The 16289-nt window shown below is 67.2% G+C and carries 16 protein-coding genes; 3 read left to right on the plus strand and 13 right to left on the minus strand.

All coding sequences use genetic code 11. From position 1 onward, the window contains the following. Positions 1 to 8: 8 nt before the first annotated feature. The 11 genes from hisS to ACH5N8_RS15060 form a co-directional block, all read right to left on the minus strand. Complete coding sequence (gene hisS / locus ACH5N8_RS15010) at positions 9 to 1280, minus strand: histidine--tRNA ligase (protein WP_483281905.1); 1272 nt, start codon at positions 1278 to 1280, stop codon at positions 9 to 11. Between the two features lie 179 nt (positions 1281 to 1459). Continuing rightward, positions 1460 to 2209: a type IV pilus biogenesis/stability protein PilW gene (gene pilW / locus ACH5N8_RS15015; protein ID WP_483281906.1), complete on the minus strand. Its 750-nt coding sequence runs from the start codon at positions 2207 to 2209 to the stop codon at positions 1460 to 1462. A gap of 32 nt (positions 2210 to 2241) precedes the next feature. Then, positions 2242 to 3339 carry a dual-specificity RNA methyltransferase RlmN gene (gene rlmN / locus ACH5N8_RS15020; protein WP_460026414.1) on the minus strand — a complete coding sequence of 366 codons (1098 nt, stop codon included), beginning with the start codon at positions 3337 to 3339 and terminating at the stop codon, positions 2242 to 2244. Further along, entirely contained in the window at positions 3314 to 3745 is a 432-nt protein-coding gene (gene ndk, locus ACH5N8_RS15025; RefSeq protein ID WP_483281907.1) for a nucleoside-diphosphate kinase, read from the minus strand. The genes rlmN and ndk overlap by 26 nt, the downstream gene beginning before the upstream one ends. A gap of 178 nt (positions 3746 to 3923) precedes the next feature. Further along, positions 3924 to 5987, minus strand: a complete 2064-nt coding sequence (locus ACH5N8_RS15030) for an acyltransferase family protein (protein ID WP_483281908.1) — start codon at positions 5985 to 5987, stop codon at positions 3924 to 3926. A 45-nt stretch (positions 5988 to 6032) separates the two neighbouring features. After that, positions 6033 to 7490 carry a hypothetical protein gene (locus tag ACH5N8_RS15035; protein ID WP_483281909.1) on the minus strand — a complete coding sequence of 486 codons (1458 nt, stop codon included), beginning with the start codon at positions 7488 to 7490 and terminating at the stop codon, positions 6033 to 6035. Between the two features lie 132 nt (positions 7491 to 7622). Next, complete coding sequence (locus ACH5N8_RS15040) at positions 7623 to 8456, minus strand: formylmethanofuran dehydrogenase subunit C (protein WP_483281910.1); 834 nt, start codon at positions 8454 to 8456, stop codon at positions 7623 to 7625. Then, complete coding sequence (gene fhcD, locus ACH5N8_RS15045) at positions 8453 to 9349, minus strand: formylmethanofuran--tetrahydromethanopterin N-formyltransferase (protein ID WP_483281911.1); 897 nt, start codon at positions 9347 to 9349, stop codon at positions 8453 to 8455. The genes ACH5N8_RS15040 and fhcD overlap by 4 nt, the downstream gene beginning before the upstream one ends. A 45-nt stretch (positions 9350 to 9394) precedes the next feature. Next, positions 9395 to 11065, minus strand: coding sequence for a formylmethanofuran dehydrogenase subunit A (locus ACH5N8_RS15050; RefSeq protein ID WP_483281912.1), 1671 nt, complete (start codon positions 11063 to 11065; stop codon positions 9395 to 9397). A 103-nt stretch (positions 11066 to 11168) separates the two neighbouring features. Next, entirely contained in the window at positions 11169 to 12443 is a 1275-nt protein-coding gene (locus ACH5N8_RS15055) for a formylmethanofuran dehydrogenase subunit B (protein ID WP_483281913.1), read from the minus strand. A 108-nt stretch (positions 12444 to 12551) separates the two neighbouring features. Next, positions 12552 to 12887, minus strand: coding sequence for a hypothetical protein (locus tag ACH5N8_RS15060; protein ID WP_483281914.1), 336 nt, complete (start codon positions 12885 to 12887; stop codon positions 12552 to 12554). Positions 12888 to 13032: 145 nt separating this feature from the next. Between ACH5N8_RS15060 and ACH5N8_RS15065 the strand changes: the two genes are divergently transcribed. Then, a complete protein-coding gene (locus ACH5N8_RS15065; RefSeq protein WP_460026405.1) occupies positions 13033 to 13227 on the plus strand; it encodes a hypothetical protein in 195 nt (64 codons plus the stop codon). Between the two features lie 13 nt (positions 13228 to 13240). On the opposite strand, the gene ACH5N8_RS15070 is transcribed toward ACH5N8_RS15065, so the two are convergent. Both ACH5N8_RS15070 and ACH5N8_RS15075 read right to left on the minus strand, forming a co-directional pair. Beyond that, positions 13241 to 13663: a divergent PAP2 family protein gene (locus ACH5N8_RS15070; protein ID WP_483281915.1), complete on the minus strand. Its 423-nt coding sequence runs from the start codon at positions 13661 to 13663 to the stop codon at positions 13241 to 13243. A gap of 2 nt (positions 13664 to 13665) precedes the next feature. Beyond that, the gene (locus ACH5N8_RS15075; protein ID WP_483281916.1) at positions 13666 to 14550 is read right to left on the minus strand and encodes a decaprenyl-phosphate phosphoribosyltransferase; all 885 of its coding nucleotides are present in this window, start codon (positions 14548 to 14550) and stop codon (positions 13666 to 13668) included. Between the two features lie 41 nt (positions 14551 to 14591). Between ACH5N8_RS15075 and ACH5N8_RS15080 the strand changes: the two genes are divergently transcribed. Together ACH5N8_RS15080 and ACH5N8_RS15085 are read left to right on the plus strand one after the other, a co-directional pair. Next, positions 14592 to 14996, plus strand: a complete 405-nt coding sequence (locus ACH5N8_RS15080; protein WP_460026402.1) for a GtrA family protein — start codon at positions 14592 to 14594, stop codon at positions 14994 to 14996. Continuing rightward, positions 14993 to 16288 carry an FAD-binding oxidoreductase gene (locus ACH5N8_RS15085; RefSeq protein WP_483281917.1) on the plus strand — a complete coding sequence of 432 codons (1296 nt, stop codon included), beginning with the start codon at positions 14993 to 14995 and terminating at the stop codon, positions 16286 to 16288. The genes ACH5N8_RS15080 and ACH5N8_RS15085 overlap by 4 nt, the downstream gene beginning before the upstream one ends. The last annotated feature ends 1 nt before the right edge of the window (position 16289 follow it).

Raw genomic sequence — 16289 nt, forward strand, 5'->3', positions numbered from 1 at the left:
TCCTCGGTTCAGATCAGGGAATGTAAAAAGGCGATCGCCTCGTTCTCGCTCAACGTTTGCTGGCCTTCCTCGCGCCGCAGCGACTTGACGCCGAGCGTCTGGTCGCGGGCCTCGTCGTCGCCGAGGATCAGCGCCACCTCGGCACCGCTGCGGTCGGCGCGCTTGAACTGGCTCTTGAAACTGCCACCGCCGCAGTTCAGCTGCAAGCGCAGCCCGGGCAAGGTATCGCGGAGACGCTCCGCGAGCAGGGGCGCGCGGGCCTCCGCCAGCTCGCCGACGGCAATCAGGTAGGCCTGCGGCAGCGCGGCCCGGTCGAAGCGGCCGGGGTCGTCCAGCAGGTCAATCAGGCGCTCCATGCCCAGCGCAAACCCGACCGCGGTCGAATCCTTGCCGCCCAGCTGCTCGATGAGGCCGTCATAGCGGCCACCCGCGCAGACCGTGCCCTGGGCGCCGAGGGATTCGGTCACCCATTCGAACACGGTGCGGGAATAGTAATCCAGCCCGCGCACCAGACGGGGATTGACCACGTAGGCGACGCCCGCGGCATCCAGCTGCCGGCGCAGGCTGTCGAAGTGCTCGCGCGAGCTGGTGTCGAGCTCGTCGGTCAACAGCGGCGCGCCGGCGATGATCGGCTTCAGGGCGGGATTCTTGCTGTCGAGGATGCGCAGCGGGTTGGTCTCCAGCCGGCGGCGGCTGTCCTCGTCGAGCGCCTCGACATGCATGCGGAAATACGCCACCAGCTTGGCCCGGTAGGCGAGCCGCTCGGCGGTCGTGCCCAGCGAGTTGATCTGCAACTCCAGCTTGTCGGCGATGCCCAGCTCACGCCAGAGACGCCGGCAGAGCAGGATCAGCTCGGCATCGATGTCGGGTCCGGCCATGCCATAGGCCTCGACGCCCAGCTGGTGAAACTGGCGATACCGCCCCTTCTGCGGCCGTTCATGGCGGAACATCTGGCCCAGATACCAGAGACGCTGGGTCTGGTTGTGCAGCAGGCCGTGCTCGAGGCAGGCACGCAGGCAACCGGCGGTTCCCTCGGGCCGCAGCGTCAGCGAATCGCCGTTGCGGTCCGCGAAGGTGTACATCTCCTTTTCGACGATGTCGGTGACCTCGCCGATGGAGCGCTTGAACAGCTCGGTCTTCTCGACGACGGGGAGGCGGATCTCCTGGTAGCCGTAGGCGCCCATCACGCGGCGCAGCACGGATTCGACATGCTGCCAGCGGGGGGCATGGTCGGGCAGGATGTCGTGCATCCCGCGGATGGCCTGGATCTTTTCGGACATGCTCAGTGATTCGGGGTGGAGACGATGGGGCGGTCGGCCGCCGTCCCGGCAGCGATGCCGGACAGCCAGATGCGCACAGGGCGGGAAATGCTCAAGGACGGGCCACCAGGGTGGAAACGGTGAATGATAACCCCAAGCGCCGGCGGCTTAGCCAGCCGGACCGGGAAGCATGCGGCGCATCAGCCGCCGAACCGCTGCCGCGCCTGCATCAGCTCGATGGCGTCGGGAAAGCGGGTCGTCAGGGTGGCCATGTAACCGGCGGCGGCCTGGCGATTGCCCAGCGCCATCTCGATCTCGATACCCAGCAGCAGCGCCTCCGCCGTGGAGCCCGCAGCACTCAGGGCGCGCTCGAGGAATCCGCGCGCGGCGAGCAGCTGCCCCATGTCGCGGCTCAGCCGGGCCATGGCCAGCAGTGCGGGCGGAAAGCGCGGGTTGGCCTCGAGCGCACGACGCAGGAAACGCTCGGCCTCGGCCATCCGGCCGACCGATTGCGCGCACAGGCCGGCGTTGGTCAGCGGCAGCCAGGGCTGGCCATACAGCCGGGTGCCATAGACCGCGCGAAATTGCTCGAAGGCCTCCTCCGCATGGCCGGTCTTGCAGAGAAAGCGGCCATAGTTGTTGCGGGCGCCGTAATTGTCCGGATTCAGGCCGATGGCCTTGCGGAAATGGCTGTCGGCCTCATCCGGCCGGTCGATCTGCTGATAGAGCACACCGAGGGCGTTACAGGCCTCGCTGTTGTCGTCATCGAGCTCGGTCGCCTTCTCCAAATCCTTGAGGGCCACCTCGTACTGGCCGGCCTCCAGGTAGTGCACGCCCTTCTCGACATAAATCTGCGAGGCCTGCGCGGGACTGAGCGACTCGGCGGCCACCGACCGGGGCGTTGCCGGCTCCTCCTCCGGGAGCAGCGAACAGGCCGGCAACAGGAGCATGAGCGGCCACGCCGCCCGTCGCGGCAGCGCCATCAGGACGCGGCGGCCAGGCGGATGGTGCGGCGGGTGCGGTCCCTGACCTGGCCCACCAGCTGGCCACAGGCGGCGTCGATATCGTCGCCGCGGGTCTTGCGGGTGGTGGTGATCAGGCCACCGGCCTGCAGGATGTCACTGAAGCGCTGGATGGCCTCGCGGCTGGAGCAGCGGTAGCCGGAACCCGGGAACGGATTGAACGGGATCAGGTTGACCTTCGACGGCACCTGGCTCAGCACGCGCACCAGCTGGCGGGCATGGGCCGGCGTGTCGTTGACACCGTCGAGCATCACGTACTCGATGGTGACCTTTCGCCGATGGTCGCGACCGACATAGCGCTTGCAGGCGGCCAGAAGCTCGCGGATCGGGTATTTGCGGTTGATCGGCACCAGCTCGTCGCGCAGCTCGTCGGTGGGTGCGTGCAGCGATACCGCCAGGCTGACCTCGCTGACCTCTGCCAGCTTGTCGAGGGCCGGCACGATGCCGGAGGTGCTCAAGGTGACCCGGCGCTTGGACAGGCCGTAGGCGTGGTCATCCAGCATCAGGTCGATGGCGGCGACGACGTTGTTGAAGTTGAGCAGCGGCTCGCCCATGCCCATCAGCACCACGTTGGTGACGGCGCCGATGCCCAGCTCCCGCTGTGCCACCCACAACTGGCCGATGATCTCGGCGGTGCTCAGGTTGCGGTTGAAGCCCTGGCGGGCGGTGGAGCAGAACGAGCATTCCAGCGCACAGCCGACCTGCGAGGACACGCACAGGGTGCCGCGGCCTTCCTCGGGGATGAAGACGGTCTCGATGCGGTTCTGGGCGTCGGTCTGCAACACCCACTTGCAGGTGCCATCGGCGGAGATCTGCTCGTGGACGATCTCCGGCGGGCGGATTTCGCAGCTGTCCTCCAGCCGGGCCCGCAGGACCTTGCTGAGGTTGGTCATCTCGCCGAAGTCGCCGATGCCGCGCTGGTGGATCCATTGCAGCAGCTGCGAGGCGCGAAAGGGCTTTTCGCCCTGCTCGACGCAGAAGGCCGCCATGGCCTTCCGGTCGAGCCCTAGCAGATTGAGCCTGTCGCTCGCGTCAGCGGGTGCGGGCGCAGCATTCATGCGGCTGGAAGAAATAGGCGATCTCCTGCGCCGCGGTGTCCGGGCTGTCGGAACCGTGGACGGCGTTCTCGTCGATGCTCTCGGCGAAATCGGCGCGGATGGTGCCGGGGGCGGCGTCCTTCGGGTTGGTGGCGCCCATGATGTCGCGGTTCTTGGCAATGGCATTTTCACCTTCCAAGACCTGGATCATGACCGGGCCGGAGATCATGAAGCCGACCAGATCGTTGAAGAAGGGGCGCTCCCGGTGCACGGCATAGAAGCCCTCGGCCTGTTCGCGGGACAGGTGGGCCATGCGGGCGGCGACGATCTTGAGGCCGGCCTTTTCGAAGCGGCTGTAGATTTCGCCGATGACATTCTTGGCCACCGCGTCGGGCTTGATGATGGAAATGGTGCGTTCGATCGCCATGAAAACTCCTGGATGGGTCATGAGCCGGCCCGGCCGGCGCAGGTTTCTGGGGGGAATCCGCCCCGGAAGACGGAAATAAACCACGGAATTCTATAGCAAAAGACATTCCCGCGTAAGCATCCCGTCGGGCTGCCGCGGTTCGGGACCGGAATCCGGAGGAAGTGGCCCGCGCGCGCCGTCAGTCGGGCTTCAGGCGCGCCGCCAGCTCGGACCGGAACAGCGAGACCCCGCAGTAGCTCAGGTGATTGTCGTCATCGTACAGATAGCGACCGGCGAATTCGCTGCGGCAATCGTCCCGGCAAAGCTCCCGGGCGGGGTCCATGACCTCGATATCCTGCCGGTGGTCGAGCAAGGCATCGATCACCTGGGAATCCTGCAGATGTTCCGCCCGGCTGACCTGAACCTCCCGGCGGAGGTCGGCGGCATCGCCCTTCAGGCCGGGTGGATTCTTGATGACGATGACCCTGGCCCGCTGCGCCGTCAGGCGGTCCACGGTTTCCGCCAGGCCGGCCTGCAGGCTCGCCAGGGAACTGGCGGCATCCGCCCGCCCCTCGTCCGCGCGGGTCAGGAAATGGGTGGCCGTCTGCAACACGCCGTCCTTGATCCAGCCGTGGGCATAGAGATTCCAGCGGGCGGCCAGCACCACGACATCGGGCTCGAGTCGCAGGATGTCACCCAGCAGCTCGCGGGTTGCCCGGGTAGCGGCGCATGGGGAATCCGGATCCTGGTTGTCGGCGCGCCGGACGCCGGCCAGCGGCGGACAGCCATTGTGCTGGACCAGGGTCAGGTGGTAACCCTCCCGGGCGGCGATTTCGGCCGCCAGGCTGCCCCAGGCATGGGCATGCGAGTCGCCCCAGACGACGATATGGAAGGGTTTGCCGGGGTTGATCTCGCGCCGACAGGCCGCCGCGTAATGGCGGGACAGCGACGGACGATCGAGGCAGCGCTGCCGGCCAAGCTCCCGCTGGATGTCCGGTTCCCGGCATTTCGCGGCACCCGCCCGGACGACGCCGTGAACGGGTCGCTGCGATGGCACCGGAAGGTTCTTGACGGCGATGCCAAGTCCGTACAGCAGCAACATGCCAGCCAGCAGCGCCGGCGTCACCCAGCGGCCGGGATTGAAGCGCAGCGGTTTCTCGATCAGTCGATAGGTCAGCCAGGCAAGGAGCAGCGCACCGGCCACGGCGAGCAGGCGCGTGCCGACGTCCGGCGTGTGCCCTTCCAGCATCCGCGGGAGCGTCAGGGCTGGCCAGTGCCACAGGTAGAGGGGATAGCTGATCAGCCCGAGCCGGACCAGGTACCGGTTGCCGAGGACGCGCCGGTTGAACGCGCCATGCGGCCCGGCGGCGATCAGCAGGGCCGCGCCCAGGGTCGGCATGAGCGCCCAGCCGCCGGGGAAGAGCCGCTCGCGGTTGATCAGCAGCAGGCCCGCCGCCAGCAGGCTCAGGCCCGCCAGGGTCAGGCTCCGCCGGTAGCGGCGACGCAGGAACTCGACATGCGCCGGTCCAACCGCCAGCAGGGCGCCGGTCAGCAGTTCCCAGAACCGGCTGATCGGCCAGTAGAAGGCTGCGCCGGGATCACGCCCCACCAGGTAGATGTTGCCGGCAAAGGAGACCAGCCAGAGCAGCCCCAGGAACGGCACCGGCTTCCAGCCGAACCGCCAGCCCAGGAAGAGCAGGGCCGGCCAGAGCAGGTAGAACTGCTCCTCGACCGCCAGGCTCCACAGGTGCAGCAGCGGCTTGGTCTCGGCCGGCCCGTCGAAGTAGCCGCTCTCCCGCCACAGGATCAGATTCGAGAGAAACGTCGCGCCACCGGCCGTATGTCGACCCAGCTGACGGTACTCCTCGTCCAGCAGCAGGAACCAGCCCAGCAGCAGGAGGGCCGCCATCATGGTCATCAGCGCCGGAAAAATGCGCCGGATGCGCCGGCTGTAGAAATCCAGGAACCGGAAACGCGACGACGCCAGCCCCGAGCCGATGATGGCGGTGATCAGGTATCCGGAAATGACGAAGAAGATATCGACGCCGATGAAGCCCGAGGGCAGCCATCCGGGGAAGGCGTGATACATCACCACCAACGCCACCGCGACCCCGCGCAGGCCGTCGATGTCGGGCCGATAGGCCAGACCCGGATGCGGCGGATGCGGACGCGGTCGGCCCCGCGCCTGATCGGCCAGGGTTGCAGGGACGTCGGCCGTGGCCGGACACGGCGGGATCGGCACGGCCTGTGGCACGGGCTTCATGTCGTCGATTGACCCAACTGCCGCACAGGGGCGCGGGGGCAGGCCTTAGTCAAAAGGCTGGACCAGGCGGCACAGGCGTCTGGTCGAGGGGCAATGGTCAAGGCGGGCGGCGCCGCCCATGGTGATGTCGATCGGCCAATCGCCGGGCTTCTCCGCGACCAGTCGCTGCGCAGGGCCGGGCTGGGGATTCGCCTCGCTGGCGGCCAGATCCCGGAAGAATGTCTGCACGATGCGGCCATTCATCGGGTTGCCGGGGTAGTACGGGCTTTTCTGATAGGCCGGATCCTTGGTGTCCGCATTGAAGACCAGATAATGGCCGTACTGGGTATTGAGCAGGTAATAGTGGAGCAGAGCGGCCGCAGAGATCATCCGGCCCGGCGAGGGCAGCGCCGGATGCAGCGCCCGCCGCCCAGCCGGAGAGTGCAGCAAGCTGGACACGCCCCCCGCCAGCAGGACAAGGACACCCAGCGACTGGAGATAGCAATATCGGGGACCGCCGCTGTAGGTCTCGAGGTCGGCCAGCGAGAGCCCCCGCGACAGCAGGCTCAGGAACGTCATGCCCGCCATCAGGTACAGCAGGACCCAAACCAGCCTCCGGTAGCCGGCATCGAGGACCGCGGCGCAGCCGACCAGCAGAATCACCGCCAGGTCGACATAGACGATCAGAAACCCCATGTGCTGCCTGGCCCAGGCGAACAGGGGCTGGCCAAGCACCGTGCGAGAGGCGATGTCGCCCAGCATGGTGACGGTAGCCACGAGACTCCTGCCGAGCAGCGCCAGTATCGACAGCAGATCCTGATGGGCGAAGACCTGCCCGCCCTTGGTGCCCAGGTACTGATAGAGCACCAGGTTGAGCGTCGTCGCCAGATACCAGGCGCGGCGCGAGCGGTCACGCCACGCGAAATGAAGCTGCAGCGGCAGCAGGACGATCGACAGGGGGTGCGCCCAAACCAGCAGGTTGATGAGTAACCAGCAGGGTGCCGCCCGGGCGGACCCGGCCGGAAGGGGCATGCCGCCCAGCAGGATCAGCAGCAGCAACGCATTCCAGATCGAGTAATCGGTATGTGCCAGCAGGTGAAACTGCGACAGCGGCGCCAGCGCGAACAACAGGCAGACCAGGGCCCGCACGGCATCGCTGGCGATGATGACCCGATAGCGGCGGCTGAAGAAAAGACTGTAGGCCGCCAGCGTGAGCAGCAGCGGCAACCAGGTCAGCCCGTAAGGGATCATGGTGGCTGGCAACCGGACCGACAGGTAGCCGATCAGGTTGGCCAGCAGAGGTATGTAGCCCCCCTTCTCGCGCAGGATCTGGATCGGCTCGCGGTGCTCGTAGAAATAGGCGAACACATGGGAGCCATCTTCCGCCTGCAGGGGCGGGAGCAGCAGTACGCCGGGCGAGCGCGCGAATAGGATCAGGAAAATCAGCCCGCCCAGCAGCCACCACTGGAGGTTCCGGTTCAGGATGGACCCACCGGTTTCAGGGCAGGGCGGATGGACGTTCAAGCGATGGCAACCGGGCGTTGACGGGGGATCGGATACATCTCGCGGCGGGGCATGCGGCATGGCACCACCCGGCCACAACCCGGGACTGGCGGCCAGCGCCGGGCGGGGATGCCGAGCCGATGGCGGATTCGGCTAGGCGGTGCTGCCGCCCGGAACCGCAACCAGAATTTCGCCCTTGCCCAGCGCGCAGAAATCGCCCGCGTAGCGGCGCACGCGCTTGAGCGCGTCACCCATGCCGGCAAACGGTGTGTCATGGGCGGCCAGGCCCTTCAGCAGCAAGGGAATGAAACCCAGCGTGTGCGTGCCGCAATCGTTGAAGGTGGGCGGGATCTCTGCCGGCGCCCGGGCCAGCAGCAGGGTGCCGCGCACCAGGCCGTAACCCGGGTGCCGGCCGATGCGACCCAGTACGGCGATGGTGCCGGCGGTCATGCGCGCGCCCAGGTAGTCGCCGGCATCGCCCTCGACCAGCAGGATGCCGCGACGCATGCGATCACCGGCGCGCTCGCCGACATCGCCCTTGACGATGACGACACCGCCGGCCATGCCTTTCTTGTTGCCGGGCAGGCTGGCGCCGAGGAAATCGCCCGCGTTGCCGTGAATGACGAGCGTGCCACGGCTGAGTTCGCAGGCGCCGTAGGCGTCGATCGACCCCTGCACGGTGATGCGGCCGCCCTTCATGCGCATGCCGAGATAGCTGCCGGCATCCCCATGGACATCGATCACGCCCTGGGTCATGCCGTAACCCACGCCATCCAGCTTGGCGGTCGGACCACTGAAGACGATATGACCGGGGTCGTCGCCGGCGATGTCGAACACCTGATCGACCCGAACCTGGCGGTTGCCGGTCTGCAGCAGGATCGCGCCCATCTCGACCGGGCTCTTGCCGGCGAGGCCATCGGCGGTCAGGGGCGAAACATCGAGGCGCTGACGGGGTTCGGTCCTGAGCGTGAAAATCAGCGCGGTCATGCCATGATCTCCTGGAGATGAAAGAGGAACGGACCCAGCTTGCCGCCGTAATTGCCGGCGCTGATGCGGCGAATGCCGTTCTCCGGGCCGAGCGCGCAGGCGGCCTGGATGCCGGCCCGCATCGCCCGGTTGATGTCCTCCGCGGTCAGGCCGTCGATGACGACTTCCATGACCGATTCGATCTCGGGGCCCAGTTGCGACGCGGTCTGCCCCTTGAGCGTGGGACAGAAGGCATCGTTGGTGGAGGCGTTGAGGGCCTTGTACTTGGAGCCGACCTTGGAGCCGGAGCGCACCACCCCGCCCGGGAACGGCATGATGACGTTCGGCACCTTGCGCATGGCCTCGACGGCGGCCTCGCAGGCGGCCAGCGCCTGGGGCTGGCTCTCGGCGAGGATCAGGAAATTGCCGCCACCGACGGCGTTGACCATGCCGGTGCTCTCCTCACACAGGAATTCGCCATCCATCACCGGCACCCGCCAGTAGCGCCGGCCGTTGATGCGCTTGGAAATCTGGAAGCCGTCACCGAAGAAGCGCAGGTTCTTGCCCAGCGCGATCGGGTCGCCGTCCGGCAGCCCCGAGAACAGCGCCGTGGTCGGACAGGTCAGGACGCACTGGCCGGCGCGGGTCTCCACCTGCTTGGCCAGGGTCTTGCCGCCCATGGCGAAGATCAGCGCCGCAACGCCGGGACGCCCGTCGGGCGTTTCGCCGGGGTCGAGTTCGCGCTCGATGCCGGCCTCGCAGCCGCAGGCGATGACGGAGGTAGCGAAACCGGTCATGGTCTCGGCGGCGATGCGCGCCCACCTGGCGTTCTGCGCCGTGATGACGATGCGCGTGCCGCGCATGGGAAACGCCTCGGCGAAGGTCGCGTCGATCTGTACGCCGTTGATGTTCATGCTGCTAAATCCTCTCGGCTGACTCGTCGGTTACCGCTGCGGGTGTCAACCCTGCCCCCGGCACGGGTGCACGAGAATCTTGCTGCGGCCATCGTCCTCGATTTCCCAGTCGCGGATGATGAAGTTTTCGAGTTTCATCGTGTGATAGCGGTCGAAGTAGGGCCGCAACCGGCTCTCGATGGCCGCGCGGTCGAATTCGGGCCGCAGGGTGTGGAGGTTGCCCCAGACCACCTTGACCACCCGGCCCTGCTTCACGACCAGTTCGCCATCCTTGAAGACGTAGTCGGGCGTAGCGAACATCGCTTCCTTGTCGTCCTGCTCGGTGTAGACAGTGATGTCGGCGGCCGCCCCGGCACCCAGATGGCCCCGGTCGTGCAGCCCGAGTATCCGGGCCGCCCCGGCGCGGGTCATGATGGCGATCTCGTACAGGCTGTACTCGCGCTGGAGCGAGCCCAGCGTGCTCATCGCGGCGGCGTCGGGATGGATGGAGGCGAGCCGGTCGTCACGGAAGCTCTTGTCCATGAGCAGCCGGATCAGATGCGGATAGGTCGTGAACGGCGCGCCATTGGGATGATCGGTGGTCAGGAACACGCGCCAGGGATCCTCCACCAGCAGGAAGATTTCCAGGCCGATGCACCACTGCAAGGCATTGACGAAGTTCTTGTCCTTGTAGCGGAACGGCACCACTCCGCAGCCGGCATCGCACTCGATGTCCATGCACACCCATTTGTTGGGGTGCGCGTGCGTGTGATTGGCGAACTGCATCATCGAGTCGCCGGAGGCCGTCACGGTCTGGCCGAACAGGATCTGGCCGACATCGGCGGTGATGTTGGGATTCCTGTTGATGGCCTCGGCAATCTGCGCCGCGCCAGACGAGAACTTGCGATCCCCCTCGGTCCCGTAGCTGTGGAACTGGATGTGGGTCAGGTGCATCGGCAGCCCTTCGATGCCGACGATGGTGTTCAGCGTGGTGTCCAGATTGCCGGGCACGCCCAGGTTGCAGCCGTGCACATGCAAGGGGTGCGGAATGCCGAGCTCATGCACCGCGCGTGCCAGACTGTGGAGAATCTGCCGCGGCGTGATGCCGTAATAGCGATGCTGCTCATCCAGGTCCAGCTTGCGCTGGTTGAACTTGAAGGCGCTGATGCCGCCGGGGTTGACCACCTTGATGCCGATGGCCTGGGCGGCATGAATGGTCCAGGCCACGTAATCGTTGATAACCTCCTGCCCGGCGCCGGACGACAGCAGGCGCAGGAAGAAGTCGTCGCTGCCCAGCATGACGTAGCCGCCGACATCCAGCAGCGGTGTGTCGGCCATTTCCATGTGCGCCTGGCGGGCGTTGACCGGCAGCACGGCGGGCTCGAACCCGGCCGTGTAGCCCATTTCGGCATAACGGTAGCCGGCCGTCAGCGTCGAGGGTGCCACATGGCCGGCGCCGGCACGCATGGGGCCGGAGCGGGGCACGGGATCGCCGCGATGATCCTCCGGCAACAGGTTGCGGGCAATGTTGACCTTGCCGCCGCCGATGTGGGTATGCATGTCGATGGCGCCGGCCATGACGACCTTGCCCCGGCAGTCGAACTCCTGATCCGGCCGCTCGCCGTCGGCCACATGATGGGCGATGATGCGGCCATCACGGATGTAGATATCGCGCACATCGCCGTCGATGCCGTGGGCGGGATCGACAACCTTGCCGCCGGTCAGTTTGATCAGCATGAATTCACTCTCCTGTGGCGATGGAACGCCGCGCCGATCTCAGCGGCGGGCGGGCAAGCCGGCGGAACCGGGCGCCGCCATACCGGCGCCGCGCCTGTCCCGCTCACGCATCCAGCAACTGTTCGATGGCCTGCAGCACCCGGGACGCCCGCGGCAGGCCGGAATCCCGCAGCTGGTAGAGCGGCAGGGCGACGACGCTGTCGCAGCGGTACATATGGCCGGGGAAATCGATGCCGGGTACGCCGACCGGGATGAAGACCTCCGGCTCTCGCGCGAAGGTCATGCCGGAGCGGCCGATGACGATGGTGGGCACGTCGACGACCGGCGGCGGCGTGACGGCGAGGGATGCAACCCAGACCAGCCGGTCGGCCTCGCCGCTGGCCAGCAAGCGCGCCGCATCGTAGTGATAGGGGTCGAATTCCGGGTAGCCGCGCAGGTAGCCCACACGGGTGGGATAGCCGGTGATCCAGCCGGCCACCTGACTGGCGGTCCGGTCGCCGTTCCGCCCGCCCAGCGGCAGGCCGGCGCAGCGGGTGGCGCGATTCAGACTGGCCACCGCCTTGCATAGCTGCTGCACGGTCAGTTCGGCCTGCGGGAAATCCAGCTGGGCGGCGGCCCAGGTAATGACGCCGTAAGCCGCCGCCTGCAAGCGCTCGACAACATCGCGCAGCTCGGCCATGGCGACACCGCCCACCGTCTCGGCCTGCAACCGGGCGCCGGCTGCCAGCGCCGACAGGGCCGCCGCCACCTGCGGCAGGTCCTCCACCGCGCAGTCGATCACGCGCGGCGGCCGGCCATCGGGGGTGTTGGCCGCGATGCCTGACGGCGCCCGTCCGATGAAGATGATGTCGCGCTGGCGGGGGTCCCCGCCGAACAGCGTTTCCTCGGTCCAGATGACACGCTCGAAGAAGCGCGGGAACAGCGCCTCGATGTCGGTGCCGAAGACCACCAGCACATCGGCGCGATTGCGCACCTCGGCCAGCGTGGTGGTCATCCAGCCGGAGTCCGCCAGCACCAGCAGGTTGCGCAGCCCGGAGGCGGACGTGGCCTGATCGAAGACGCCGCCGCAGCGTTCGATGAGCGCCAGCGCGGCGCGTGTCTCGCCGACATCGGTGCCGAAACCGTTGAAGACCGGCAGCTGGGCCGAGCGCAGCAGCTCCGCGGCATGGGCGACGGCCGCTTCCAGCGTGGCCGGCTGACCCGCCACGCGGGCGACCGTGTCCGTGATCGGTTGCTCGAAGCCGGCCCGGGTGACGGCATCGCCGTGCGCGGCCACCGTGACCTGCAGCCCGTCGACGGCGATTCGCAAGTCGTCGGAACCGATGCCGCAGAACGGGCTCGGCACGTTGTCATGGACGATGGGCTGGGTTTGGCTCATGCCCGGTACCCCCGGATACTGGATGGCTTGCGCTGCGTGAATGGCCGCCGTGGGTTTGCCGGGCGGCCTGCCGAAAGCCGGGAAGAATAGGTTTTCCGCCTGGCTTTTTCAACCGCACCGGGCGTGTGGGCAACGCGGCTTGCGCCGCTGTGTCCACAGGCGCCGCAGCCAGCCCAGCGGGTTGCGCCAGTCACGGGCGCGGCGGTAGCGGTCGATCTCGGCATCGAAAAAGGCGCGCGCGAGATACTCGTCCGGCGGTGCGTAACCATGGTGCCGCAGCCAGACCTCGCGGGCCTCGGCCTGCAACCGATAATAGGCATGGTCGTAGGCGGTATTGGCTTCGTAGCTCATGGGCTCGGCGCGATGGTCGAGGCCGCGCGCCTTGATGGCCGCGCGGAACCAGTCGCGCAGGGCACGATAGTCATGTTTGTCGTCGTCGCTCATGTCGATCACCATGGGGCTGTTGGATAACGCGGGCCCTTCGAGACCGGGCGCCGGCCCAGGGTTCCCGAACACGGCGGAGCATCCGCGCCGCGGCCAGATCCGGCTATCATCAATGGTCGATCATACACACCCTGGCCCACGCATCATGAATATCGAGGAAATCGTCAAGCGGCTGCGAATCGGCCTGGCGCTGTTGCTGGGCTACCTGTGTGGCAAGGGTCTGGGAAGCTGGGCGGGGCATCACGCCTCGGAGTTCTTCGTGCTCGGCTTCGGCCTTGGCGTGCTCCTGACCCAGGCGGCTTTCTGGCAACTGGATCGCTGGCGCCGCCCGCAAGACTGATGGCGCCGGGCGCCTACCCCATCAGGCGCTGGACAGCGGCCGCGACGGCACTGCCGACCAGCACGCCGACCAGGATCTCCAGCCGGCTGTGGCCCATGCGCTCGCGCAGCGGGACATGCCCCGCGTCCGGCTGGCCGGCCGCCAGCCGGTTGATCGCCTCGGCCTGGCGGCCGACCTGCCTTCTCAGGCTGTTGGCGTCCAGCATGACAACGAAGGCCAGCGCCACCGCCACCCCGAAGGCCGGATGACCGATGCCTTCCCGCAGGGCTACCAGCGCGGCGGCGCTGCTGACAATCGCGCTGTGGTTGCTGGGCAACCCGCCGTAGCCGATCTGGCCAAATGCCCATTGCCCTGCCCTGAGGCTGTTGACGAGGAACTTCAGGCTGCCGGCCGTGAGCCAGGCCAGACCCGGCGTGACGAGATAGGCCAGATCCATGCTCAGCCTCCGACGGGCCACAGCGCCCAGCCGCAAACGGCCGCCCACAGCGCCACGGTGAGCAGCAGCTGCCAATCGGCCAGCAGCGCGTCGGTGGGCGATTCGCCGCCATCGAGCTCCTCGACCACGTACCAGTAGCGAAACAGGCCGAACAGCACCAGCGGCACGGTCAACACCAGACGGGGCTTGGCGGTCATCACGAACAGGCTGTAGAACACCAGCGCCCCGGTCGCCGCCATTTCCGCGTAGCGATCGACCAGCGCCACCGAATAGCGCGCCAGTACCTGGCGCCCTTCGCTGCCGCTCTGGCTGAGCTCCTGCCGCCGCTTGACCGCCGCCAGGTACAGGGCCAGACAGAGGGTGGTGACGAACATCCAGCCCGACAGCGGCACCGTCAGGGCCATGGCGCCGGCCATCACCCGCAGGACAAAGCCGATGGCGATGGTGAAGATGTCGATGACCGGCTGGTGCTTGAGCACCAGCGTGTAGGCAAGATTCAGCAGCAGATAGCCGGCAATGACCAGGATCACCCGCGGCATCAGGACGCCGCCGCCGATGAGCGCCGCGTACAGGATGGCAAGCAGCGTCAGCGCTGCCGGAACGGACACCTGCCCGGCCGCCAGCGGCCGCGTGCGCGACTTCACGGGATGGCGCCGGTCCCGCTCGATATCGCGCCAGTCATTGACGATGTAGGTCGCCGAGGACGCCACACAGAACAGCGCGAAGGCCAGCAGGGAATCCCGGACCGCCAGCGGCTGAAGAAATTCGCCGGAAAACAGCAGCGGCGCCAGGACGAAACCGTTCTTGATCCACTGCCGGGGACGCATCAGGCGCCACAATCCGCGCCAGCGGTCAAGCCGCGCGGCACGGTTTACCTTACAATTCACAGGACTTCCCCCCAAACAAGCCACGGAATCATTTTCTCACGATGAAGCTCGCCTTGTTGTATGCCTTCCTGGCCCTGATCGCCACCGCCACCAATATCGGCGCCCAGGATCTGGTGGTCCGCCACTACGACGGCACCGATGCCGTGCTGATTTCCGTCATGACCGGCACCGGGGTCGGCCTGGTCGTCAAGTATGTGCTCGACAAGCGCTATATCTTCCGCTTCCGCGCCCGGGATACCGTCCACGACAGCCTGACCTTCGCGCTCTATACCCTGATGGGCCTGCTGACCACGGTGATTTTCTGGGGCTTCGAATTTGGCTTCGACCGGCTGTTCGAATCCAAGGAGATGCGCTACCTGGGTGGCGTCATCGGCCTGGCCCTCGGCTATCTGACCAAGTATCAACTCGACAAACGCTTCGTCTTCCGCGTCGGCGCGACGGCATGACAGACCTGACCTCCTGGGGTCGGCTGACCCGCCCGTCGCACCGGGTGGTGCCATTGGCCGACCGCAACCGGATCGGTCAGGCAATCGCCGACAGCCGGCCGGGCATCGCCTTCGGCAACGGCCGCAGCTACGGCGATATCTGCCTGAACAGCGGCGGCACACTCTGGCAGACCACCACGCTGGATCGCTTCATCGCCTTCGATCCGGCGAGCGGGCGCCTGCGCTGCGAGGCCGGCGTGCTGCTGCGCGACATCCAGCGCCTCTTCGTGCCGCGGGGCTGGATGCTGCCGGTCACGCCAGGCACACAGCTGGCGACGGTGGGAGGCGCCATCGCCAACGACGTGCATGGCAAGAACCATCACGTCCAGGGCAGCTTCGGCGACCACCTGCCGCGGCTGCGGCTGCTGCGCACCAGCGGCGAAACCATCGATTGCGGTCCCGACGAACAGCCGGACTGGTTCGCCGCCACGGTGGGCGGCCTGGGCCTGACCGGCGTGATCGCCGAGGCAACCTTGCAGCTGCGGCGCTGCGAAAGTCCCTGGCTGCAGGCGGAAACCCTGCCCTTCCATGGCCTGGCGCCATTCTTCGACCTGGCGGACGCTTCCGAGTCCGGCTGGGAGCACACGGTCGCCTGGATCGACTGCCTGTACCCGGGCGGGCGCGGGCTGTTCATGCGCGCCAATCACGTCGCCGCCGACCGGGGCCCGCGAGCGCCGACCCGGGCCCGCGCCATGCCGTTCACACCGCCGTTCTCGCTGGTGAACCGGTTGAGCCTGCGTCCTTTCAATGCCGCGTACTTTCATGCACACCGGCTGAAGCCCGGTCGCGCCAGGGTCCACTACGAGCCCTTTTTCTATCCTCTCGACAACCTGCTGGAATGGAACCGCATGTACGGGCGACGCGGGTTTTACCAATACCAGAGCGTGGTCCCGAGGGACGGCGGCCAGGAAGCCGTGCAGGCCATGCTGGAGGCTATCGCCCGTTCCGGCGAGGGCTCGTTCCTGGCGGTGCTGAAAACCTTCGGCCAGCGACCGGCGCCCGGGATGCTGAGCTTTCCCCGCCCCGGGGTGACGCTGGCGCTGGATTTCCCGAACCGCGGCGCGGATACCCACCGCTTGTTCGAGCGGCTGGACGCCATCGTCCGCGACGCCGACGGGCGTATCTACCCGGCCAAGGACGCCCGCATGCCGCGCGATCTGTTCAAAGCCGGCTACCCCCGCTGGCCGGAATTCCTGCCCTACCGCGACCCAGGCATTCGCTCGGATCTGTCGCGCCGACTGATGGATACCTGAA

This window comes from Methyloparacoccus sp. NF-16, from assembly GCF_056880625.1.

Coding starts and splice junctions, on each gene's coding strand:
- hisS (WP_483281905.1), bottom strand. CDS start 1,280: ATGTCCGAAAAGATCCAGGCCATCCGCGGGATGCACGACATCCTGCCC.
- pilW (WP_483281906.1), bottom strand. CDS start 2,209: ATGCTCCTGTTGCCGGCCTGTTCGCTGCTCCCGGAGGAGGAGCCGGCA.
- rlmN (WP_460026414.1), bottom strand. CDS start 3,339: ATGAATGCTGCGCCCGCACCCGCTGACGCGAGCGACAGGCTCAATCTG.
- ndk (WP_483281907.1), bottom strand. CDS start 3,745: ATGGCGATCGAACGCACCATTTCCATCATCAAGCCCGACGCGGTGGCC.
- ACH5N8_RS15030 (WP_483281908.1), bottom strand. CDS start 5,987: ATGAAGCCCGTGCCACAGGCCGTGCCGATCCCGCCGTGTCCGGCCACG.
- ACH5N8_RS15040 (WP_483281910.1), bottom strand. CDS start 8,456: ATGACCGCGCTGATTTTCACGCTCAGGACCGAACCCCGTCAGCGCCTC.
- fhcD (WP_483281911.1), bottom strand. CDS start 9,349: ATGAACATCAACGGCGTACAGATCGACGCGACCTTCGCCGAGGCGTTT.
- ACH5N8_RS15050 (WP_483281912.1), bottom strand. CDS start 11,065: ATGCTGATCAAACTGACCGGCGGCAAGGTTGTCGATCCCGCCCACGGC.
- ACH5N8_RS15055 (WP_483281913.1), bottom strand. CDS start 12,443: ATGAGCCAAACCCAGCCCATCGTCCATGACAACGTGCCGAGCCCGTTC.
- ACH5N8_RS15060 (WP_483281914.1), bottom strand. CDS start 12,887: ATGAGCGACGACGACAAACATGACTATCGTGCCCTGCGCGACTGGTTC.
- ACH5N8_RS15065 (WP_460026405.1), top strand. CDS start 13,033: ATGAATATCGAGGAAATCGTCAAGCGGCTGCGAATCGGCCTGGCGCTG.
- ACH5N8_RS15070 (WP_483281915.1), bottom strand. CDS start 13,663: ATGGATCTGGCCTATCTCGTCACGCCGGGTCTGGCCTGGCTCACGGCC.
- ACH5N8_RS15080 (WP_460026402.1), top strand. CDS start 14,592: ATGAAGCTCGCCTTGTTGTATGCCTTCCTGGCCCTGATCGCCACCGCC.
- ACH5N8_RS15085 (WP_483281917.1), top strand. CDS start 14,993: ATGACAGACCTGACCTCCTGGGGTCGGCTGACCCGCCCGTCGCACCGG.